The organism is Streptomyces sp. NPDC014891, assembly GCF_043081085.1.
Lineage (GTDB): Bacteria > Actinomycetota > Actinomycetes > Streptomycetales > Streptomycetaceae > Streptomyces.
In genome coordinates this window covers 64970-86564 of record NZ_JBIBWF010000010.1, presented here as the reverse complement: position 1 = coordinate 86564, position 21595 = coordinate 64970, and the positions used below count along the sequence as shown (strand labels likewise).

Annotated in this window: 12 protein-coding genes; 3 read left to right on the top strand and 9 right to left on the bottom strand. The window is 73.7% G+C overall.

The features are described from left to right. Nucleotides 1-117: 117 nt before the first annotated feature. A complete protein-coding gene (guaA, locus tag ACF09E_RS26930; protein WP_392207719.1) occupies nt 118-1710 on the bottom strand; it encodes a glutamine-hydrolyzing GMP synthase in 1593 nt (530 codons plus the stop codon). A 322-nt stretch (nt 1711-2032) separates the two neighbouring features. Here guaA and ACF09E_RS26925 point away from each other — a divergent pair, with 322 nt between their 5' ends. Then, a complete protein-coding gene (locus tag ACF09E_RS26925; RefSeq protein ID WP_392207717.1) occupies nt 2033-2326 on the top strand; it encodes a chorismate mutase in 294 nt (97 codons plus the stop codon). 679 nt (nt 2327-3005) lie between these two features. Here the strand turns inward: ACF09E_RS26925 and ACF09E_RS26920 are convergent. The 6 genes from ACF09E_RS26920 to ACF09E_RS26895 all read right to left on the bottom strand — a co-directional run bounded on the left by ACF09E_RS26920 (nt 3006) and on the right by ACF09E_RS26895 (nt 16543). Continuing rightward, nucleotides 3006-4817, bottom strand: a complete 1812-nt coding sequence (locus ACF09E_RS26920) for a GMC oxidoreductase (protein WP_392207715.1) — start codon at nt 4815-4817, stop codon at nt 3006-3008. 52 nt (nt 4818-4869) lie between these two features. After that, the gene (locus ACF09E_RS26915; RefSeq protein ID WP_392207713.1) at nt 4870-6534 is read right to left on the bottom strand and encodes a succinic semialdehyde dehydrogenase; all 1665 of its coding nucleotides are present in this window, start codon (nt 6532-6534) and stop codon (nt 4870-4872) included. 153 nt (nt 6535-6687) lie between these two features. Further along, entirely contained in the window at nt 6688-8493 is a 1806-nt protein-coding gene (locus tag ACF09E_RS26910) for a protein kinase (RefSeq protein ID WP_392207711.1), read from the bottom strand. A gap of 135 nt (nt 8494-8628) precedes the next feature. After that, nucleotides 8629-11952, bottom strand: coding sequence for a protein kinase (locus ACF09E_RS26905; protein ID WP_392207709.1), 3324 nt, complete (start codon nt 11950-11952; stop codon nt 8629-8631). A 157-nt stretch (nt 11953-12109) separates the two neighbouring features. Continuing rightward, on the bottom strand, nt 12110-14605 hold the full coding sequence (locus ACF09E_RS26900) for a protein kinase (protein WP_392207707.1): 2496 nt from the start codon (nt 14603-14605) through the stop codon (nt 12110-12112). A gap of 231 nt (nt 14606-14836) precedes the next feature. Beyond that, nucleotides 14837-16543 carry a glycerol-3-phosphate dehydrogenase/oxidase gene (locus ACF09E_RS26895; RefSeq protein ID WP_361852123.1) on the bottom strand — a complete coding sequence of 569 codons (1707 nt, stop codon included), beginning with the start codon at nt 16541-16543 and terminating at the stop codon, nt 14837-14839. A gap of 272 nt (nt 16544-16815) precedes the next feature. Between ACF09E_RS26895 and ACF09E_RS26890 the strand changes: the two genes are divergently transcribed. Continuing rightward, nucleotides 16816-18057 carry a nucleotide sugar dehydrogenase gene (locus ACF09E_RS26890; RefSeq protein WP_361852120.1) on the top strand — a complete coding sequence of 414 codons (1242 nt, stop codon included), beginning with the start codon at nt 16816-16818 and terminating at the stop codon, nt 18055-18057. A 106-nt stretch (nt 18058-18163) separates the two neighbouring features. Continuing rightward, nucleotides 18164-18697, top strand: coding sequence for a hypothetical protein (locus ACF09E_RS26885; protein WP_392207705.1), 534 nt, complete (start codon nt 18164-18166; stop codon nt 18695-18697). Nucleotides 18698-18776: 79 nt separating this feature from the next. Here the strand turns inward: ACF09E_RS26885 and ACF09E_RS26880 are convergent, their stop codons facing one another. Then, nucleotides 18777-19901, bottom strand: coding sequence for a GuaB3 family IMP dehydrogenase-related protein (locus ACF09E_RS26880; protein ID WP_361852114.1), 1125 nt, complete (start codon nt 19899-19901; stop codon nt 18777-18779). Between the two features lie 106 nt (nt 19902-20007). Next, a complete protein-coding gene (gene guaB, locus ACF09E_RS26875) occupies nt 20008-21510 on the bottom strand; it encodes an IMP dehydrogenase (RefSeq protein ID WP_392207703.1) in 1503 nt (500 codons plus the stop codon). Nucleotides 21511-21595: the final 85 nt, after the last annotated feature.

Below are 21595 nucleotides of genomic sequence, written 5' to 3'. Positions count from 1 at the left end.
GCCGGTCAAGTCACCAGAGTCCGGACGGCACGGATGGGCCCGGACGACGACGGAGCCGCCGCCCCGCGCGACGGACGCGGGGGCGACGGCTCCGGTGGGCTCAGGGAGCGGGGGCGACTACTCCCACTCGATGGTGCCCGGCGGCTTGCTGGTGACGTCGAGGACGACCCGGTTGACGTCGGCGACCTCGTTGGTGATGCGGGTCGAGATCCTGGCGAGCACGTCGTACGGCAGGCGCGACCAGTCGGCCGTCATCGCGTCCTCGGACGAGACGGGACGCAGCACGATCGGGTGGCCGTAGGTGCGGCCGTCGCCCTGGACGCCCACGGAGCGGACGTCGGCGAGCAGGACGACCGGGCACTGCCAGATCTCGCGGTCGAGGCCGGCCGCGGTGAGCTCCTCGCGGGCGATGGCGTCGGCCTCGCGCAGCAGGTCCAGGCGCTCCTTGGTGACCTCGCCGACGATGCGGATGCCGAGGCCGGGGCCGGGGAACGGCTGGCGCTGGACGATCTCCTCGGGCAGGCCGAGCTCCTGTCCGACCATGCGGACCTCGTCCTTGAAGAGCTGGCGCAGCGGCTCGACGAGCTCGAACTCGATGTCGTCGGGCAGGCCGCCGACGTTGTGGTGGGACTTGATGTTGGCGGTGCCGGTGCCGCCGCCGGACTCGACGATGTCCGGGTAGAGGGTGCCCTGGACGAGGAACGCGACCTCGGGGCCCTCCTCCTGGAGGATCTCCAGCTGCGCCTGCTCGAAGACGCGGATGAACTCGCGGCCGATGATCTTCCGCTTGGTCTCCGGGTCGGAGACGCCGGCGAGGGCGGTGAGGAACCGCTCCTGGGCGTCGACGACCTTGAGGTTGACGCCGGTGGAGGCGACGAAGTCCTTCTCGACCTGCTCGGTCTCGCCCTTGCGCATGAGGCCGTGGTCGACGTACACGCAGGTGAGCTGGGAGCCGATGGCCCGCTGCACCAGCGCGGCGGCCACGGCGGAGTCGACGCCGCCGGAGAGGCCGCAGACGGCGCGCTTGTCGCCGACCTGGGCGCGGATGGCCGCGACCTGCTCCTCGATCACGTTGCCCGTGGTCCAGCTGGGCTCGATGCCGGCGCCGCGGTAGAGGAAGTGCTCCAGGATCTGCTGGCCGTGCGTGGAGTGCAGCACCTCGGGGTGGTACTGGACGCCGTACAGCTTCTTCTCGTCGTTCTCGAAGGCGGCGACGGGCACGACGTCCGTGGACGCGGTGACGGCGAAGCCCTCGGGGGCGGCGGAGCAGGCGTCGCCGTGCGACATCCACACCGACTGCTCGACCGGGGTGCCCTCGAAGAGGGTGGAGCCGGCGCGGGAGACGTGCAGCGGGGTCCGGCCGTACTCGCGGGCGCCGTTGTCGTCGACGGTGCCGCCGAGCGTCTGGGCCATCAGCTGGAAGCCGTAGCACATGCCGAAGACGGGGACGCCCGCCTCGAAGATCGCACGGTCGAGGCGCGGGGCGCCCTCGGCGTACACGGAGGACGGGCCGCCGGAGAGGATGATCGCCTTCGGGTTCTTGGCCAGCATCTCGGCCACCGGCATGGTGGACGGGACGATCTCGCTGTAGACCCGGGCCTCACGGACGCGGCGGGCGATGAGCTGGGCGTACTGGGCGCCGAAGTCGACAACGAGGACTACGTCCGGGTTGGTGACGTCGGGCGCGGCAGCGGGGGTCGCTGATGACACTACGGCGGCCTTCCGGCGGTAGGAGGAGGGTCCCCCGAAGGGGGGTGCTATTTGTCGATTCTACCGGCGCGCCGGTGGCGCTTTTCGTCTCACCATCCGAACGCGGATTGGCCCCGGTCCGTGGCGGGGGTCCATACTGTCGCCATGCGCGAGCTCACGACCTTCGTCTTTACCTATGGCATCCGGCCCACCGGCTGCCATGGTCGTGCCGCTTGAGCAACTGACAAGCGACTTCCCAGGCGCCCCGGGCTGACAGCCCGGGGCGTTCTGCGTTCCCGGGCCGGTTCACCCCAGGGCCTCCGACACCCCAGGAGCCCCGCCCATGACGACGAACACCGCCACCCCCGAGAAGACCGGCGCCCGCACCGACGAGGCGGCGACGCTGATCGGCGGCGCCCGCGAGCGCATCGACGCGCTCGACGACCGGATCATCGGTCTGATCCAGGAACGGATGGCCGTCTCGGCCGTCATCCAGGAGGCGCGGATCTCCTCCGGCGGCCGCCGGGTGAACCTGGCCCGCGAGATGGAGGTCCTCGGCCACTACCGGGACGCCCTCGGCAAGCCGGGCACGGCCCTGGCGATGACGATGCTGGAGCTGTGCCGGGGGCGCATCTGAGAACGCGCCCGCGTGTCCGGGTGCGTCCCCGCATCTGAGTTCGGACCCGCTCTCACCCGTACGGCGCGTGACTGGCTCCGCCCCGGCTTCGTTGGTCCGTGTGTCCGTGCCAGCCAGGGGCGGGCCCGCAGGAAACCACGCGTGGCTTCGCTGGGGCGTGTGGCGCACCTCCGGTGCGCCGTGGGACCTCGCACCAGCGCTCGTGACCGGGCAGCAGGGGACAGCAGTCCGGTCACCCAGAAGGAGCGGTCGATCCCGGGGACGCCCGGGGTCGGCCGCAACCGGACCGTCCGGCCGCGACCCCCGCGACCGCCAGCACCGTGCGAAGCTCCCCGGGCCGCCCCGCGGCACCCGGGGACCCGAACCCCCCCCGTCCCCGCAGACCCTTCTCCCACGCGGCGCAACCCCCCGGCGCCGCCCCGCTCGGCACCGCCGCTGCCCTGACACCGGTGCCGACCCCGAGGGCCCCGTGCCGCGACCGGAATCGCGCCACGGGGCCCTCGCATGTGACGGGCGTCACACGAAGATCCTGTGCAACCGCTACAACCTTCCTCGCCCATCGCGGGTCATCTATGCAGCAACACCGAAGCCGGTGGGGGCGCTGCACTCGGAGGGGGGTGCAGCGCCCCTTACCTTTTCCGGCCCCCGGCGCTGCTCAGGCCCACGGCGGCTGCGCCTCTCACGACGTCTTCGGCGGGACCGCCGGCATCCCCAGGAACGGCAGCCGCAGCGCGCCGAAGGCCTCGGCCGGGACCGCGGGCGACTTGGGCTCGACCGCCGAGATCCGCGCGTACGCCTCGCCCTGCCGCGGCCGCGGGTCCTCCTCGCCCTTGTTCGGCCAGAAGGACATCGCCCGCTCCGCCTGCGCCGTGATCGTCAGCGAGGGGTTCACGCCGAGGTTCGCGGAGACCGCCGCCCCGTCGACGACGGAGATCCCCGGGTGGCCGAAGAGCCGGTGGTACGGGTCGATGACCCCGGACCGCGCGTCGGCGCCGATCGGGCAGCCGCCGAGGAAGTGGGCGGTCAGCGGGGTGCCCATCAGCTCGCCGACGTTGGATCCGGCGAAGCCGTTGATCTCCTCGGCGAGGAGGGTGGCGGCCCGGGTGGCCGCCTCGATCTGCGTCGGGTTGGGTGCGCCGTGGCCCTGCCGGGCCGTGAGCAGCCCCTTCCCGATGCCGCCCGGCTTGCGGTAGGTGGTCAGCGAGTTGTCGAGGGACTGCATGACGAGGCCGATGATGGTCCGCTCCGACCAGCGCCGGTTGGACAGCGCGCGGGCCGCGAGCCCGGGGTGCTTGACGAGTTCCAGCAGCCACCTGCGGACCCGGTGCGCGCCGTACGGCACCTGGAGGACCGTGAGGGCGCCCATCGAGTTCGAGCCCTTGCCGTACCGGACGGGCTCGATGTGGGTGTTCGCGTCGGGGTGGACCGAAGAGGTGATGGCGACGCCGCGGGTGAAGTCCGCCCGCTCCTTGCCGTGCTTCTTCCGGTAGCGCCGGTCGGTGGTCTGCGAGCCGACGAGGCCCTCGGAGTTGGTACGGGTCAGCTCGCCGAGCCGGTCAGAGACGTGGGGCAGCAGCCCGGTGTCCTTCATCCGGTGCAGCAGGGTCTGGGTGCCGTAGGTGCCGGCCGCGATCACCACCCGGCGGGCCGTGAAGGTCCGCCCCTTCCCCTTCCGCCGCTGGTCGGTGGGGAGGGTCTTCAGCGCGAAGCCGCCCCGCGAGTCCTCGGTGACGGTGACGACGGTGGTCATGGGGTGGACGGTGGCGCCGGCCTTCTCCGCGAGGTGCAGGTAGTTCTCGTTGAGGGTGTTCTTGGCGCCGTGGCGGCAGCCGGTCATGCACTCGCCGCACTCGGTGCAGGCCTTGCGGGAGGGTCCGGCCCCGCCGAAGAACGGGTCGGGCACCTCGCCGCCCGGCTTCGCCTTCGCCGTGCCGTCGCCGTCCTGCCCGTCCCCGAAGAACACCCCGACGGGCGCCATGTGGAAGGTGTCGCCGATGCCCATGGCCTGCGCGGTCGCCTTGAGGTGGACGTCCGACGGGGTCATGGTCGGGTTGATCCGGACGCCGAGCATGCGCTTGGCCTGGTCGTAGTAGGGGCTCAGCTCCTCACGCCAGTCCGTGATGTCCTTCCACTGCGGGTCGTCGAAGAACGGCGCGAGCGGCTCGTAGAGGGTGTTGGCGTAGTTGAGGGAGCCGCCGCCGACCCCGGCGCCCGCGAGCACCATCACGTTGCCCAGCAGGTGGATGCGCTGGATGCCGTAGAGGCCGAGGGCGGGGGCCCACAGGAAGTTCTTCACGTCCCACGAGTTCTTCGGCAGGGTCGCGCGGGTGAAGCGGCGTCCGGCCTCCAGGACGCCGACCCGGTAGCCCTTCTCGGTGAGGCGGAGCGCGGTGACCGAGCCGCCGAAGCCGGACCCGACGACGAGGACGTCGTAGTCGTACGCCTCGTCCTCCGCCTGCTCCTGATTCTGGGTAGGGGGTACCGCGGTCATGGCTCTCCTCGGGCGAAAAGGGGGCGGTCGGGGTGGGGGCGGCGGGCGCCGGTCAGCGCAGGCGCAGGGCCTTCATCGCCTTCAGGGACGCGCTCATGAACGCGGCGTACTTCTCGTCGTCCATCCCGAAGGACGGCGCGAGCGGGATCAGCCGCTGCTGGGCGACCGTCTGGGCCTCGGTGTACTTGAGGATGCCCTCGGAGCCGTGGCGGCGGCCGAGCCCGGAGTCCTTCATGCCGCCCATCGGGGACTGCACGCTGCCGTAGGCGGGGGCGTACCCCTCGTTGATGTTGACGGTGCCGGTGCGCAGCCGGGCCGCGACCGCGTGGCCCCGCCGGGAGTCCTTCGTCCAGACGGAGGAGTTCAGGCCGTACGGGGTGGCGTTGGCGAGGTCGACGACCTCGTCCTCGTCGCGGAAACGGTAGATCGAGACGACCGGGCCGAAGGTCTCCTCGCCGCAGACCGCCATCGGGGTCTCGACGCCGTCGAGGATGGTCGGCTCGAAGAAGAGGGGGCCGATGTCGGGGCGGGCGACGCCGCCGGCGACGAGCGTGGCGCCCTTGGCGACGGCCTCCTCGACGTGCCGGGTGACGGTCTCCAGCTGGCGCTCGCCGACGAGCGAGCCCATGTCGGCGCCGTAGGCGAGGGAGTTGCCCAGCCGCATCGCCCGGGTGCGGGCGGCGAAGCGGTCGAGGAAGGCGTCGGCGATCGACTCGTGCACGTAGAGGCGCTCGATGGAGATGCAGAGCTGGCCGGCGGAGGAGAAGCAGGCGCGGACGGCTCCGGCGGCGGCCTTCTCGATGTCGGCGTCCCGGAGGACGAGCATGGCGTTCTTGCCGCCGAGTTCGAGGGAGACGCCGACGAGGCGGGCCGCCGCGCCCTGGGCGACCTCGCGGCCGGTGCGGGTGGAGCCGGTGAAGGAGACGTAGTCCGCGTGCTTGACGACCTCGGGGCCGACGACCGGACCGTCGCCGAGGACGACCTGGAACACCTCGGCGGGCAGCCCGGCCTCGACGAGCAGGTCACGCGCCCACAGCGCGGTGAGCGCGGTCTCCGTGTCGGGCTTCATGACGACGGCGTTGCCCGAGACGAAGGCGGGGAGCGCGTCGCCGACGGAGAGTTCGAGCGGGTAGTTCCAGGGGGCGATCTGGCCGACGACGCCGCGCGGCTGGCGCAGCTCGGTGACCTTGGTGAGGGTCGGCACGACACCGGTGTGCCGGCGCGGCTTCAGGTAGGAGGCGGCCTTGCGGCCGTAGTGGCGGGCGGCGACGGCGACCGCCTGCACCTCCTCGTGGGCGTGCAGGCGCGCCTTGCCGGTCTCCAGCTGGATGAGGTCGAGGACCTCGCCCTGGCGCTGGAGGACGAGGTCGTGGAAGCGCAGGAGCACGGCGGCGCGGGCCCTGACCGGGGTGGCGGCCCAGGCGGCCTGGGCGCTCCGCGCGCGCGTGAAGGCCTCGGCCACGTCCTCCGGGGTGGACTCGGGCAGGTCGGCCAGCTTCGCCCCGGTGAACGGGGTGTGGTTGGCGGTCCGCCCGGAGCCGACGACGCCCCGGGTGAGCCGGGCGACGACCTCGGGCGTCACGACGTCGGCGGCCGTGCGGGCGCCGGCGGGCGCGGGCGCGACGGGGTTGGTCGCCCCGGCGGGCGCGGAGGCTCCGGCCTGCGCGGCGGGGACGTCGGGAACCGAGGGGGCGGCGGGGGCCTGCGAGTCCGTCATGAGGGCGAGCGTAAGCGCCCCCCGGCCCTTTGGGTACCCGTCGGTAACGCGTTTTCACCGGGTGCCCACATCGCGCCAGCGATCACTGGCACATAAGGCCTGATCAGGGGCTTATGGCTGCGGAGCGGCCCGCTTTGGAGTTTCCGGCCCGCTTCAGTCGCCCGGGGCCCGCCAGTGCTGGAGGACGACGTCGAACTGCTCGCGGGTGGTCTCCCAGCTCGATTCCGGCGACGACATGTAGATCGCGTACTCCGTGCCGTCCTCGGCGTAGTACATGAGGTCGATCGCGTGCCTCGGCCCGGGGAAGTTCTGCTTCTCCGTCCAGGTGAACTCCCACAGGCTGGAGCGCACCTGGTCGCGGTAGGTGGTCTGGCCGAGCTTGATCCGGGTGTACTCCATGCGCTTCGCGACGATGCGCTCCAGGTCGAGCGCGTGCATGTACGGGTTCTCGAAGTCGGGGCTGGGATCGACGTTGATCCGGATGCGGTGGCGGCCGTTGTCCGGGGTGTAGTCGATGTTGTCGCCCTCCGTCTGCCGCTTCCAGCCCTTGGGCACGGCCAGGCTGAACCCCTCCGGGTCCTCCACCCGCTGCCAGCCCTCCGGGACGTCGCCGGGGACGCCCTGCGTGGCCGTGGCGGAGGCGGAGGCGGGGCCGGTCGCCGTGACCCGGTCGCCGCCGGCCGGGTCGCCGCCCGAGCCGTTCATGGCGGCGAAGACCGCGCCGCCCGCGACCAGCCCGGCGAGCAGGGCGGCCAGCACGGCGGTGCGCCAGCTCCGGCCGCCGCCGGAGGCACCACCGGAGACGGCGGGCGCGCCGTGCGGCGGCACGACCGTGGGCGGGGAGCCCGGTCCCGGCGATCCCTGAGGCGACGGGGACCGCTGAGCACTCTGGAGCGGACGGGACGGGTGCGCGGGGTGAGTCGTGCGGGAGGGCTGGGCCGGCTGGGGCCACGGAGTGGTGACCGGCGGGGCCGCGGCACGGGCCGTGCCCGTCGGGCCCGGGCCCTCGGGGTCCTCCCCCAGCGTGACGAGGTCGTCGCCGGAGACCGAGCCGTCCCCGCCGGTGTCCAGGTCCGCCCGCACCACCCGCTGGGTCGGGACGTACGCCTGCGCCGCCGCCGGCGAACGCCCCTCCATCGCGTCGAGCAGCATCCGCCCGGCCTCGTCCGCCTGCGGCCGCTGCGTGGGGTCCTTCCGCAGCAGGGCCACGATGACGGGGGCGAGCGGCCCCGCCTTCTCCGGGTACGGCGGCTCCTCGGCCACCACGGCCTGCATGGTGCTGATCGGAGAGGTGCGGCGGAACGGCGAGGTGCCCTCGACCGCCGTGTACAGGGTCGCGCCGAGCGACCAGAGGTCGGAGGCGGGACCGGGGTCGCCGCCCCGCACCCGCTCGGGCGCCAGATAGTCGATGGAACCGACGAGTTCGCCCGTCCGGGTGATCGTCGCGTCGCCCTCGATCGCCGCGATCCCGAAGTCGGTGATCAGGACGCTGCCGTCCCGGGCGAGCAGGACGTTGCCCGGCTTGACGTCCCGGTGGAGCACCCCGGCCGCGTGCGCCGCGCGCAGCGCCCCGAGGACGTGCAGGCCGATCCTCGCCGCCTCGTGCGGGTCGAACGGGCCCTTCTCCTTGGCGGCGTCGGCGAGCGAGGGACCGTCGACGTACTGCATCACGATCCACGGCCGGTCGTCGTGCTCCAGGACGTCGTGGACGGTCACCACGCCCGGATGCGTGATCCGCGCGGCGGCCCGCGCCTCCTTCTGCGTCCGGGCGTGCAGCACCAGGCGGTCGGCCTCGGCCACGAACCGGCCGGCCGTCAGCTCCTTGACCGCCACGACGCGGTGCAGCACCTCGTCGTGGGCGCGCCAGACCTTGCCCATGCCGCCGCGTCCGATGGACTCGCCCAGCCGGTAACGCCCGGCGAGCAGCAGCCCCGTGCCTGTGCTCTGAGAATGTTCCACTTGCCCCCGCCCGTTCCTTCGGATGACAGGTTACGGAGGGGGGTGCGGCTCGCGGAACCTCGGGGCGGTCATAGGAACAGCACTGTGACCGGGGGCCGATGGGCGATCCGGGCACCCCGGCCCGCCCCGACCGGCTCAGCGGCCCGGCCGGAACCCCTTCGTGGCCTCGTCGAAGATCTCGGAGACCTTGGAGCGGTCGTTCTTCGGGCCGATGACCTGGACGACGTGGTACCTGCCGTCGTGGACCATGGCGAGGTTGCGGACGAAGACCATGCGGCCCGTGCTGTCCGGCCACAGGTAACTGCCCGTGGCCGTCACGGTCGTACCGATGGTGACCAGCCGCGTCTCCTGCACCTCGCCCCAGCTCGACGCGCGCGCGGGCTCCAGTTCGCGCTCCTTGGAGCTCTGATACTCCAGCGGGTCCGAGCCGTTCGCGGCGACGCTGTCCCGGCCGGGCACCACGATCATCGTGAAGTCGCCGCTGGTGTAGCGGACTTGCCCGGCGTCGTTGAGCGGGCTGCGCCGCCAGCCGTTCGGCACGCCGATCCGGAACCCCTCGGGGTCCTGCCGCAGCGCGTACCCGGCGGCGAGCGCCGGGGCCGACGGATCCGCGGCCGGCGGGGTGGTGCGCGGCGTGGCCGGCGGGCCCGAGCTCGGCTGCTCCGTGGCCGGCGTCGTCGTACCGGACGGCGGGTTCGCGGGCGCGGTCGTCCGCGGGGCCGGACCGGAGGGGGAGGCGGACCCGCCGGGCGTCTCCCCGTCACCGGGCATGAAGAGCACGGCGTACGCGACGGCACCGCCGAGCAGCAGGAAGACGAGGAGCAGGAGCGTGCGGCCGAGCGAGCGCGGGGAGCCCGGCGGGCGGCCGCCGCGCGGCCCCTTTCCGGCGCGGGGCGCCCGCGGTCCCCGGGACGCGCGCTGCGGGATCTCCTCGTGGTACGAGTCCGGGAACTCCTCCCGGTACTCCTCCCGGACGCCGGCTCCCGCCGGCGCCGCCCCGAACTCCCGTGCCGCGAGCTCCTCGTGGCGGCCGTACGGCCGGTCGGGGATGCGCGTGTCCCTGCCGCGCCGCCGGTGGCGGTGCCGGCCCGCGCCCGCTCCCCCGCGCCGGCGGCGGACCAACTCGCCGCGCCGCCGAACGATCGGCAGCCGCGTCTCGTCGAAGGACGGCAGCGGTACGACTCCGACACCGGCCTCGGGCTCCGGGGCCGAGCGGACGAGGGAACGCAGCCAGCCGCGCAGCTCCTCGAAGTCGGGCCGCTCGGTGGGGTCCTGACGCAGCAGGGACTCCACCACGGGGCGCAGCGGGCCGCACTCCTCGGCGAAGGCGGGCGGCTCGGCGCAGACCAGCTGGACGAGCTCGGCGGCGCTGTCCTCGGGGTAGGGGGCGTGGCCCTGGACGGCCCGGTAGAGGAGCGCGCCGAGGGCCCACAGGTCGGTGGCGGGGCCGATCGGCGGGGCGAGGCGCCAGTTCTCGTGGACGGGGCCGGCCTGCTCGGGCGCCCAGCGCTCGGTGACGGCGCCGACGACCGCGATCCGGGTGTGCCGGGCCCGCTCGGCGGCGAGCCGGGTGGTCGGGCCGCGGTCGGCGGCCCGGCTCCGGGCCGGGACCACGGCCGGCTCCAGGGCCGTCTCGCGGTCTCCCGCGGGGACCGGGAGACGTGCGGGGTCCGGTGTCGCGGCCGTGTAGCCCGCCGGCAGGGCCGGGCGGCCCGAGCCGGGCAGCACGGGGCCGCGCCCGGGCCCCGAACCGCCGGCCGGGATCGGCGGCGAGCCGTCCCGCGAGGCGTGCGGGCCGTCGCTCCAGTTGCCGGCCAGCATCACCCGCGGCGGCGGACCCGCCTGCGGGCCCCCGCCGTACGGCTCGTCGCCCTCGTCGTCCTCGTCGTCGTCCGCCACCCGCGCCCACCACTGCGGCTCGGGCGCGCCGGCCGCCTGCGCGGTCGGCGGCGGGGGCGGGTCCGCCGGCGCGGGGCGCTGTGCGGGCAGGGCACCGGCCTCGCCGAGCTTGGCGGCGGCGCGCGCACCGGCCCGGTAGGCGGCGATGGCCCCGGCCCGGGCGGCCCGCACGTCCGCGGTGGGCGGGGCGGCCGCGGGCTGCGTCTCGGCGGCGGGCGCGGCCGGCAGCGCCCGCCCGTAGGGATCGGTGCCGTAGCCGCCGGGGCCGTATCCGTAGGGCGAGGCGGTGGCGGGGGTGTCCTCGTGGTCGGGCGCGGCGTCGCCGGGGCCCGACCCGGCCCGGTACGGCTCGGGTTCGGCCCGGTGGGGGTCGGACTCGACCTGGTCCGGGCCCGACTCGACGTGGTCCTGGTCGGGCGTGCGGAGGCCCTGGTCGGGTGCGCGGAGGTGGGGGGCCGGTCCGGAGGCGTGCGGGGCCGGCCCGGGGAGGTGCACCTCGTCGGCGTACCTCCCGCCGTAGCCGTAGCCGTACGCCGGCGGTGTGCGCTCCGGCGGCTCGGCGCCGGGCACGCCCCGGGTACCCGGCGGCCCGTCGTCCGCCACGCCGTACCCGTCCGCCCCGTACCCGTCCGCCCCGTACTTCTCGACGGGGTACCCGTCCGCGCCGTACCCGTCCGCCGGGTACTCGTCCGCGCCGTACATCTCCGCCCGGTACCCGTCCGCGCCGTAGGGGACGTTCCCGTCGGTCTCCTCGTGGACCTCCGCCTCGTACGGCTCGGAGCCGTACTCCTTTTGGTCGTAGTCCCCGGAGCCGTACGCCTCGCCGTACTCCCCGCCGTGCTCCTCCGCGTACCCCTGGCCGTCCTCCTCCGCGTCCTCCTCCCGCGTGTCGTACGCGTCGGAGCCGGGCCCGGCCGCGTACTCCTCCGCGGGCGCCTGCCACGCGGCCGTCTCCGGGTCGGGCTCGGGCGCGTACCCGCAGAGGGCCTCCTCCGCGGCGCCCACCGCGAGGCCCGTGAGGACCACCCGGCCGTCGTCGCAGACGAGCACCGTGCGCGCGGTGATGTTGCGGTGCACCCACCCGTGGGCGTGCAGCGCGCGCAGGGCGGTGAGCACGTCGGCGCCGATCTCGGCGGCGCGGTAGGGGTTCAGCGGCCGCTCGGCGAGGAGCGCGGCCAGCGGCCGGGCCGCTATGCGTTCGCTCACTATCCAGAGCGAACCGGCCTCCGCGAAGACGTCGAAGACCTGGTCGAGCAGAGGGTGGTCGGGGATCTGCGCGGCGGCCTGGGCCGCCTCGATAGCCCGGCGCACCACGGGCTCCGCAGGACGGCGGGTCGCCCGCCCCGCGGCGCCGTAGGGCCCCGCGGGACCGCCGTCGCCGTCGAGCACCTCCGCGTCGACGAACTCCGGCAGCGGCACCCGGCGGACCAGGACCTCCTGCCCGCTGTAGGTGTCGAAGGCGCGCGTCTCGGCCGGATCGTAGACGTCCGTGTCCGCGTCGGCCGGCGGCAGCGGCAGGCGGTAGCGGTCCGCGAGCACCCTTCCCGCGTAGTCGTCCACGACGCCTCCCCACGCGCACGCTGTCCCCCGTGGACCCGCGGATCCCCCGAGATCGGGCGGGATCACGCGAGTCCGACAATTCCGGTCCGGCAGCGTGCAGTTATCGGCTCTGTTCGGCTGCGTACGGTCCGCGAACTCTCACGATACGTGCAGCCGGTCAATCCTTGGGGCTGAACGTGGCGAACGCCGTCTCGCGCAGCGTCCGGCACTCCTCCCCGTTCCACTCCTCCGCCTTGCAGCTGACCATGATGGAGTAGCCGTGCCGGGCGTCCACCTTGAAGCCGCGGTTGAGCACATGGACCCGCATACCCTGCTGGGTGCGTTCGAACTCCCAGTCGGCGACGGTCGGGTAGCCCTTGTAGGAGACCGTCCTGATGCCGAAGTGCTTGTAGTTCTTGCTGGTGGCGGCCACGCCGATCTTGCCGAGTTCCCAGGCCGCCGCGGCGTTGTCCTTGGGGCTGGCGTTGAAGTCGACCTGGACGCGCGGGAAGCCGCCGCTCTTGCTGAATATCGCGCCGCCGCTGTAGCCCGGTATCGGGCGGAGCGTGAAGTCGCCGGGCATCGCCATCGAGAAGTGGAAGCGGTCGTTGGTGACGAGGGTGTAGCCCGCGGGCAGCTGCGTGCCGGTGCCGCCGCCGGGCTTGCCGCTCGGCGTGGTGCCGGTGCCGTTCGACCCGCCGGACGCGGTGGCGCCGGTCGCGCCGTCGCCACCGGTCGCCCCGTCGGACCCGGTGTCGCCGGGCTGTGCGCCGCCCTGCTGGCCGGCGCCGCCGGTCGACTGGCCCTTGCCGCCGTCCGCGCCGCCCGCCCCGGTGGAGCCGTCCGAGCCGTCGCCGCCCGCGGAGGCGCCCGCCGAGGCCGAGGTGCCGCCGTCCCCCTTGCCCTGGTCGCCCTCGCCGCCGCCCCGGAGGGAGACCGCGAGGATCGTCCCGAGGAGGGCGAGCACGGCGACCGCCGCGATGATGACGAGGGTGCGGCGCGGCACCACGTCGGTCAGGGCCGCGCGGGAGGAGGCCGGTCTGCCGGCGCCGCGCGCGGCGGGACCCGCCGCCGTCCGGCCGGCCGGGGTCGACGCGTTCCACGGCTCCGCCTTCGCGGAGGCCGCGGCGTTCCGCACGGAGTTCAGGGCGCCGCGCATCCGGTCGGTCTCGGGCGCCGTGCCCCGGTCGGCCGCACGCGGCGCCGGGGGCTGATCGGGGCGCGGCGGCAGCGGTACGACCCGGGTGACCTCGGGCGAGACCGGGGGCGCCGGTTCGGGTGCGTCGAGCACGGCGAGCAGCAGGACGCGCGCGCCCGCGTCGTCGAGCCGCTGGGCCGGGTCCTTGGCGAGGAGGCCGTAGATGACCTTCTCCAGCTCGGGGCCCGCGTTCTTGGGCGGGTCGACCGGCTCGGTCATCACCGCCGTGAGGGTGGCGATGGCGGAGCCCTTGTCGTACGGCGGGCTGCCCTCGACCGCCGCGTAGATGAGTCCGCCGAGGGACCACATGTCGGCGGCGGGGCCGGGCTTGTGGCCGCGGGCGCGCTCCGGCGAGATGTACGAGGGGGCGCCGACGAGCATGCCGGTGGAGGTGATCGAGGGGTCGCCCTCGACCTGGGCGATGCCGAAGTCGGTGAGGACGACCCGGCCGTCCTCGGCGATCAGCACGTTGGACGGCTTCACGTCGCGGTGCAGGATGCCCTCGCGGTGCGCCGAGCGGAGCACGTCGAGGATGGCGAGGCCCACCTCGGCGGCGCGCCGGGGCGTGAGCGTGCCGTCCTCGCGGACCGCGTCGGCGAGGGACTTGCCCTCGATGAGCTCCATGACGATCCACGGGCGGTCGTCCTCGTCGACGACGTCGTAGACGGTCACGGCGCCGTTGTTGCGGATCCGGGCGATGGCCTTGGCCTCGCGCAGGGTCCGGGTGATGAGGCGGCGCTTCTCGTCGTCGTCGATGCTGGTGGGGAAGCGGAGTTCCTTGACGGCGACCGTGCGGCCGAGGGTCTCGTCGACCGCGCGCCACACCGTGCCCATGCCGCCGCGGCCGAGGATCCCGCCGAGCCGGTAGCGCCCGGCGAGCAGCCGGCCCTCGTTGACCGGGGTCTTGCGCATCCGGTCGCCACCCGTGCCGCGCGGGGAACGCGGAGCCGGGGTGCGGTCGCTCTCGCCGTCGCCGTCGCCCGCGCCGAACCCGGCCCGCCCGGTCGACGGCTCGGTCCCCCGCAGCCGCCCGGCCGACGCGCCCTGAACGTCCTTCACGTCCGGACCGCCCGGGGCGTCCTGAACGTCCTTCACGTCCCGCGGACGCGCGTCCTCCGGTTCCCCGGCACGGGGGTCCTTCGCGTCCCCGGCACGGGGGTCCTTCGCGTCCCCGGCGCGCGGGTCCGCCCGGGCGGCGTCCACCGGGCCCGCCGGGTCCGCGGACGGCGCCGGCTCGGCGGGCTCCGCGGTCGGCGTGGAGGACCCGGAGGCCCCGGAGGACACAGCCGACTGCCCGGCCTCCTCAGCACCCCGCTCGACCTGCGCGTTCTTCGCGTCCTGTGTGTCCGTCGCGTCGTCCCGCTCCGGCTCACGCGCGGCCGGGACCACCCCTCGGTCGCCGTCGGTCGCGGCCCCCGCGGCGGCGTCCCGCCCGGGGTCCTTCGCCGTGTCCCGCGACTGCTCCGCCTCCGACATGCGTCCCCTCTGCGATCCCTGATCTTCGCCGCGTCTGCCGCTTCCCGCGCGATGCGGTAACCCGCCCTGGAAGAGAGGCCATTGTCCCTCACCTCAGGACGGGTGACGTCCCCGGGTCCGTACTCCGGGATGACGACGCCCCCGCACACCCCCCAGGTTCCCACCCGCGGCGGGCGCCCCGGTACCTCTTCGGCGGAACGGGCGGCCGAGGCGCGTCCCGCCGGCGTCCCGTCAGATCGGCACGATGTCCGGAGCGCCGAGCCGGGCGGCGTCCGCCGTCAGGTCGTCGGGCTGCCGCTGCGACTCCCGCTCCGCCTCGACGCGCTTCTCGTAGTGCTCGATCTCCTTCTCGATCTGGTGCTCGTCCCAGCCGAGCACCGGCGCCATGAGCTCCGCGCACTCGCGGGCGCTGAGCGTCCCCCGGTCGAAGGTCTCGATGGAGATCCTGGTGCGCCGGGTGAGGACGTCGTCGAGATGGCGGGCGCCCTCGTGGGAGGCCGCGTAGACGATCTCGGCCCGCAGGTAGTCGTCGGCGGCCGGCAGCGGTTCGGCGAGGGAGGGATCCGCGGCGATGAGGTCGAGGACCTGCTCAGTCAGGGAGCCGTACCGGTTCAGGAGATGCTCGACGCGGACGACGTGGAGGCCGGTGCGCGCGGCGATCCTGGCCCGCGCGTTCCACAGGGCCCGGTAGCCCTCGGCGCCGAGCAGCGGGATGTCCTCGGTGACGCAGGGGGCGACCCGCTGGTCGAGGCCGTGCACGGCCTCGTCGACGGCGTCCTTGGCCATGACGCGGTACGTCGTGTACTTGCCGCCGGCGACCACGACGAGTCCGGGCACCGGGTGGGCGACGGTGTGCTCGCGGGACAGCTTGCTCGTGGCGTCGGACTCGCCGGCCAGCAGGGGGCGCAGGCCCGCGTAGACGCCCTCGACGTCGTCCCGGGTGAGGGCGGTGGCGAGCACGGTGTTCACGTGCTCCAGGAGGTAGTCGATGTCCGCGCTGGACGCGGCGGGATGGGCCTTGTCGAGGTCCCACTCGGTGTCGGTGGTGCCGACGATCCAGTGCCGGCCCCAGGGGATCACGAAGAGCACGGACTTCTCGGTGCGCAGGATGAGCCCGGTGGAGGAGTGGATGCGGTCCTTGGGGACGACGAGGTGGATGCCCTTGGAGGCGCGGACGTGGAACTGGCCGCGCTCGCCGATCAGGGCCTGGGTGTCGTCGGTCCACACCCCGGTGGCGTTGACGATCTGCTTGGCCCTGATCTCGTACTCCGCGCCGGCCTCGACGTCCTGGACGCGGGCGCCGACGACCCGGGCTCCCTCGCGCAGGAAGCCGGTGACGCGGGCCCGGCTCGCGGCCAGGGCGCCGTACGACGCGGCGGTGCGCACGAGCGTGGTGACGAAGCGGGCGTCGTCCATCTGGGCGTCGTAGTACTGGAGGGCGCCGACGAGCGCGTCCTTCCTGAGACAGGGGGCGACCCGCAGCGCGCCCCGCCGGGACAGGTGCCGGTGGACGGGCAGACCCCGGCCGTGGCCGGAGGAGAGCGACATCGCGTCGTACAGCGCGACGCCCGAGCCGGCGTAGAACCGCTCCCAGCCCTTGTGCTGGAGCGGGTAGAGGAAGGGGACCGGCTTCACCAGGTGGGGCGCCAGCCGCTCCAGGAGCAGTCCGCGCTCCTTGAGCGCCTCCCGGACCAGGGCGAAGTCCAGCATCTCCAGGTAGCGCAGGCCGCCGTGGATGAGCTTGCTGGACCGGCTGGAGGTGCCGGAGGCCCAGTCGCGGGCCTCGACGATGCCGGTGGAGAGGCCTCTCGTGACGGCGTCCAGCGCCGTCCCGGCGCCGACCACCCCGGCGCCGACCACCAGCACGTCCAGCTCGCGCTCGGCCATGGCCGCGAGCGCCTCGGCGCGCTCGGCGGGTCCCAGTGTCGCTGTCCTCACGGTCTGCCTCCCGTCGTCCCCCGTCGTTCCCCGTCGTCCAGGCACGCGAACCGGGCCCCGTGGTCCGGCTCACAGCTCGATTCTGTCCCTCCCCGGCGACTTCAGCCACCGCCTCGCCACCGACCTGTGGATAACACTCGGCGACCTTCGGCCTCCCAATACGGCATATCGGTCATATTTACGCCTAGTCTGACATTGCGCTCGACCCGTTCTGTCCACCGGGCTTGCGCGTCGCGCTCCCTCCGGCTACCGGGAAGGACGGCCCACCCCCCATGCCCGCTGATCTCGCCGTCATCGGCCTCGGCCACCACGGACTCCCCCTGGCCCAGGCCGCCACCTCCGCAGGCATCGGCACCGTCGGCTACGACACCGATCCGCGCTCCGTCGCCGAACTCGCCGCCGGACGCTCCCCCGTCGACGGCTCCCTCACCGTCCCGGAGATCCGCCGGATGCTCTCGGGGGGCTTCCGGCCGACCGCCGACCCCGCCGCACTCGGCCGGGTCCGCACCGCCGTCCTCTGCGCCCCTACCCCGCCCGGACCCGACCACGCCCTCGACCTCACCGGGGTCGCCGACGCGGCCCGCGCCCTCGCCGCCCGGCTGCGCCCCCACACCACCGTCATCCTCGAATCCCCCGTCCCCCCGGGCACCACCGAGGGCCTGCTCCGCGAGCTCCTCGAAGCGGGCTCGGGCCTGCGCGCCGGACGCGACTTCCACCTCGCCTACTCCCCCGGCCGCCTCGACCCCGGCAGCCGCACGCACGGCTTCGCCGGCACCCCCAAGGTCATCGGCGGCCTCACCCCGGCCTGCACGGAGGCGGCGGCCGCCTTCTACGGCCGGCTCACCGACAAGGTGGTACGCGCGCGTGGCCCCCGCGAGGCGGAGACGGTCAAGCTCCTGGAGACCAACTTCCGGCACGTCAACATCGCCCTGGTCAACGAGATGGCGGTGCTCTGCCACGAACTCGGCGTCGACCTGTGGGACGTCATCCGCTGCGCGGAGACCAAGCCCTTCGGCTTCCAGGCCTTCCGGCCCGGCCCCGGGGTCGGCGGCCACGGCGTCCCCGTCGACACGGTCGGCGGCCACCGGCCGCTGCGCCTCGTCGAACTCGCCGGCCAGGTCAACGAACGCATGCCGCAGTACGTCGTCCAGCGCGCCGCCACCCTCCTCAACGAGCACGGCAAGTCGGCCCGCGGCGCCCGGGTCCTGCTGCTCGGCATCACGTACAAGCCCGACCTGCCGGACCGCCAGGGCTCCCCCGCCGACGAGATCGCCCGCCGGCTGATGGACCTCGGCGCCACCGTCAGCTACCACGACCCGCACGTCCCCGACTGGCGCGTCCGCGAACTCCCCGTCCCCCGAGCGGACTCGCTCTACGAGGCCGCCGCCCACGCCGACCTGACGGTGTTGCTCCAGCACCACCGCACGTACGACCTCCAGGGGCTCGCGGTGAAGGCCCAGCTCCTCCTCGACACCCGCGGCGCCACTCCCGGCGGTGCGGCACACCGTCTCTGACCAGGCACGGCACCCGCAAACCCTGAGACACCGTCACGGCCGGCTGCTACTCTCCGGGCTCTCGTTCGCACACCCGTGCGTCCACGTCCCCGGGGGGATCCACCGCATGAGCCAGCCCGTTCCGCCGCCGTCCGGCAACCCGTTCGCCGAGGGCGGCACGCCCGGCCCGTACGCGCCGGCCCCGCCGCCGGCCCCGGCCCGCAGCAACCTCCGCCTCGGCCTGCTCGCCGGCGTCGCGGCCGCCGCCTTCGGCGCGCTCGTCCTCGGCTTCCTCATGCGCGCCATGGCCGAGGAGGACGGCAGCTACACCCAGCTCGGCATCCTCGCGCTCGCCGTCGGCGCCCTGGTCGGCCTCGCCCTCGGCAAGGTGGGCGGCTCCCACCCGGCCCTGCCGTTCGCGGGCGTGCTGCTCGCCCTGCTCGGCGTCTTCGCGGGCCAGCTCCTCGGCTACGCCATGATGATCAGCTGGTGGGCCGAGCTGGCCACGCCGTACCGGGCCCCGACCACGACCGAGATGCTCACCACGCACTTCTCCGACCTCTTCACGGCCTGGAAGGCGGAGCTCGGGGCGATGGACCTGCTCTTCTACGGCATCGCCGGATACGAGGGCTTCGCCCTCACCAGGAAGTTCTCCGGCTGACCCGCGCGACCGCTCGCGTCCGGACGCGGAAGGGGCCCCGCACCACCCGGTGCGGGGCCCCTCCGTGTGCGTAGGGCGGTCAGCGGCGGTGCTGCGAGTCCGCGACCGTGACCTCGACGCGCTGGAACTCCTTGAGCTCGCTGTAGCCCGTGGTGGCCATCGCGCGGCGCAGGGCGCCGAAGAAGTTCATCGAGCCGTCCGGGATGTGCGACGGACCGGCGAGGATCTCCTCGGTGGTGCCCACGATGCCCAGGTCGACCAGCTTGCCGCGCGGCACGTCCTCGTGGACGGCCTCCATGCCCCAGTGGTGGCCCTTGCCGGGCGCGTCCGTGGCGCGGGCCAGCGGGGAGCCCATCATGACCGCGTCGGCGCCGCAGGCGATCGCCTTCGGCAGGTCGCCGGACCAGCCGACCCCGCCGTCGGCGATGACGTGCACGTACCGGCCGCCCGACTCGTCCATGTAGTCGCGGCGGGCCGCGGCCACGTCGGCGACCGCGGTCGCCATCGGGACCTGGATGCCGAGCACGTTGCGCGTGGTGTGCGCCGCGCCGCCGCCGAAGCCGACGAGGACACCCGCGGCACCGGTGCGCATCAGGTGCAGGGCCGCGGTGTACGTGGCGCAGCCGCCGACGATGACCGGGACGTCGAGCTCGTAGATGAACTGCTTCAGGTTCAGCGGCTCGGCCGCGCCCGAGACGTGCTCGGCGGAGACCGTGGTGCCGCGGATCACGAAGATGTCCACGCCGGCGTCGACGACGGCCTTGGAGAACTGGGCGGTCCGCTGCGGGGACAGCGCGGCGGCGGTGACGACACCGGAGTCGCGCACCTCCTTGATGCGCAGGCCGATCAGCTCTTCCTTGATCGGGGCCGCGTAGATCTCCTGCAGACGACGGGTGGCGGTCGCCTCGTCCAGCTCGGCGATCTCGTCGAGCAGCGGCTGCGGGTCCTCGTGCCGGGTCCAGAGACCCTCCAGGTTGAGGACGCCGAGACCGCCCAGCTCTCCGATGCGGATCGCGGTCTGCGGCGACACGACCGAGTCCATGGGCGCGGCCAGGAAGGGGAGCTCGAAGCGGTAGGCGTCGATCTGCCAGGCGATCGAGACCTCCTTCGGGTCCCGGGTGCGCCGGCTCGGGACGACGGCGATGTCGTCGAACGCGTACGCCCTGCGGCCGCGCTTGCCGCGCCCGATCTCGATCTCAGTCACGATGTGTGGCCTTTCCCTCTACGTCTGCGCCTACCAGTATCCCCGACACAAGCGTGGGGGGCGGCTCCGGCCACATGCCGGAACCGCCCCCACGCGTCGCGCTGCGTTACTTCCTGCTGTAGTTCGGCGCCTCGACCGTCATCTGGATGTCGTGCGGGTGGCTCTCCTTGAGCCCCGCGGACGTGATCCGGACGAAGCGGCCGTTCTCCTGGAGCTCGGGAACCGTGCGGCCGCCGACGTAGAACATCGACTGGCGCAGACCGCCGACCAGCTGGTGCACGACCGCGGCGAGCGGGCCGCGGTAGGGCACCTGGCCCTCGATGCCCTCGGGCACGAGCTTCTCGTCGGAGGCGACGCCCTCCTGGAAGTAGCGGTCCTTGGAGAAGGAGCGCTGCTCGCCGCGGGACTGCATGGCGCCGAGCGAGCCCATGCCGCGGTACGACTTGAACTGCTTGCCGTTGATGAAGAGCAGCTCGCCCGGGGACTCCTCGCAGCCCGCGAGCAGCGAGCCGAGCATCACGGTGTCCGCGCCGGCGACGAGCGCCTTGGCGATGTCGCCGGAGTACTGCAGACCGCCGTCGCCGATCACCGGGACGCCGGCCGCCTTGGCGGCGAGGGAGGCCTCGTAGATCGCGGTGACCTGCGGGACGCCGATGCCGGCGACGACGCGGGTGGTGCAGATGGAGCCGGGGCCGACGCCCACCTTGATGCCGTCGACACCCGAGTCGATGAGCGCCTGGGCGCCGTCGCGGGTGGCGATGTTGCCGCCGATGACGTCGACGGAGGAGTTCGACTTGATCTTGGCGACCATGTCGCCGACCAGCCGGGAGTGGCCGTGGGCGGTGTCGACGACGATGAAGTCGACACCGGCCTCGATCAGGGCCTGGGCGCGCTCGTACGCGTCGCCGGCGACACCGACGGCGGCGCCGACGAGCAGCCGGCCCTCCTTGTCCTTCGCGGCGTTCGGGTACTTCTCCGCCTTGACGAAGTCCTTGACCGTGATGAGGCCCTTGAGGATGCCGCCCTCGTCGACCAGGGGCAGCTTCTCGATCTTGTGGCGGCGCAGCAGCTCCATGGCGTCCACGCCGGAGATGCCGACGTGGCCGGTGACCAGCGGCATCGGGGTCATGACCTCGCGCACCTGGCGGCTGCGGTCGGTCTCGAAGGCCATGTCGCGGTTGGTGACGATGCCGAGGAGCCGGCCGGCCGGGTCGGTCACCGGGACGCCGCTGATGCGGAACTTGGCGCAGATCGCGTCGGCCTCGGCGAGCGTGGCGTCGGGGTGCACCGTGATCGGGTCGCTGACCATGCCGGACTCGGAGCGCTTCACGAGGTCGACCTGGTTGGCCTGGTCGGCGATGGAGAGGTTGCGGTGCAGCACGCCGACACCACCCTGCCGCGCCATGGCGATCGCCATGCGGGACTCGGTGACCTTGTCCATCGCGGCCGAGAGGAGCGGGATGTTCACCCGCACGTTCTTCGAGATGTACGAGGCGGTGTCGATCTGGTCGGGCGCCATGTCGGACGCGCCCGGCAGGAGCAGCACGTCGTCGTAGGTCAGCCCGAGTGTCGCGAATTTCTCGGGCACTCCGTCGACGTTTGCAGTCATGACACCTTCCCCAAATGGCCTTGATCGGTGCGGATGTCCATGCTAACGGGCCGGAGCGGTGTCTCATTCCACGATCAAGATCAGC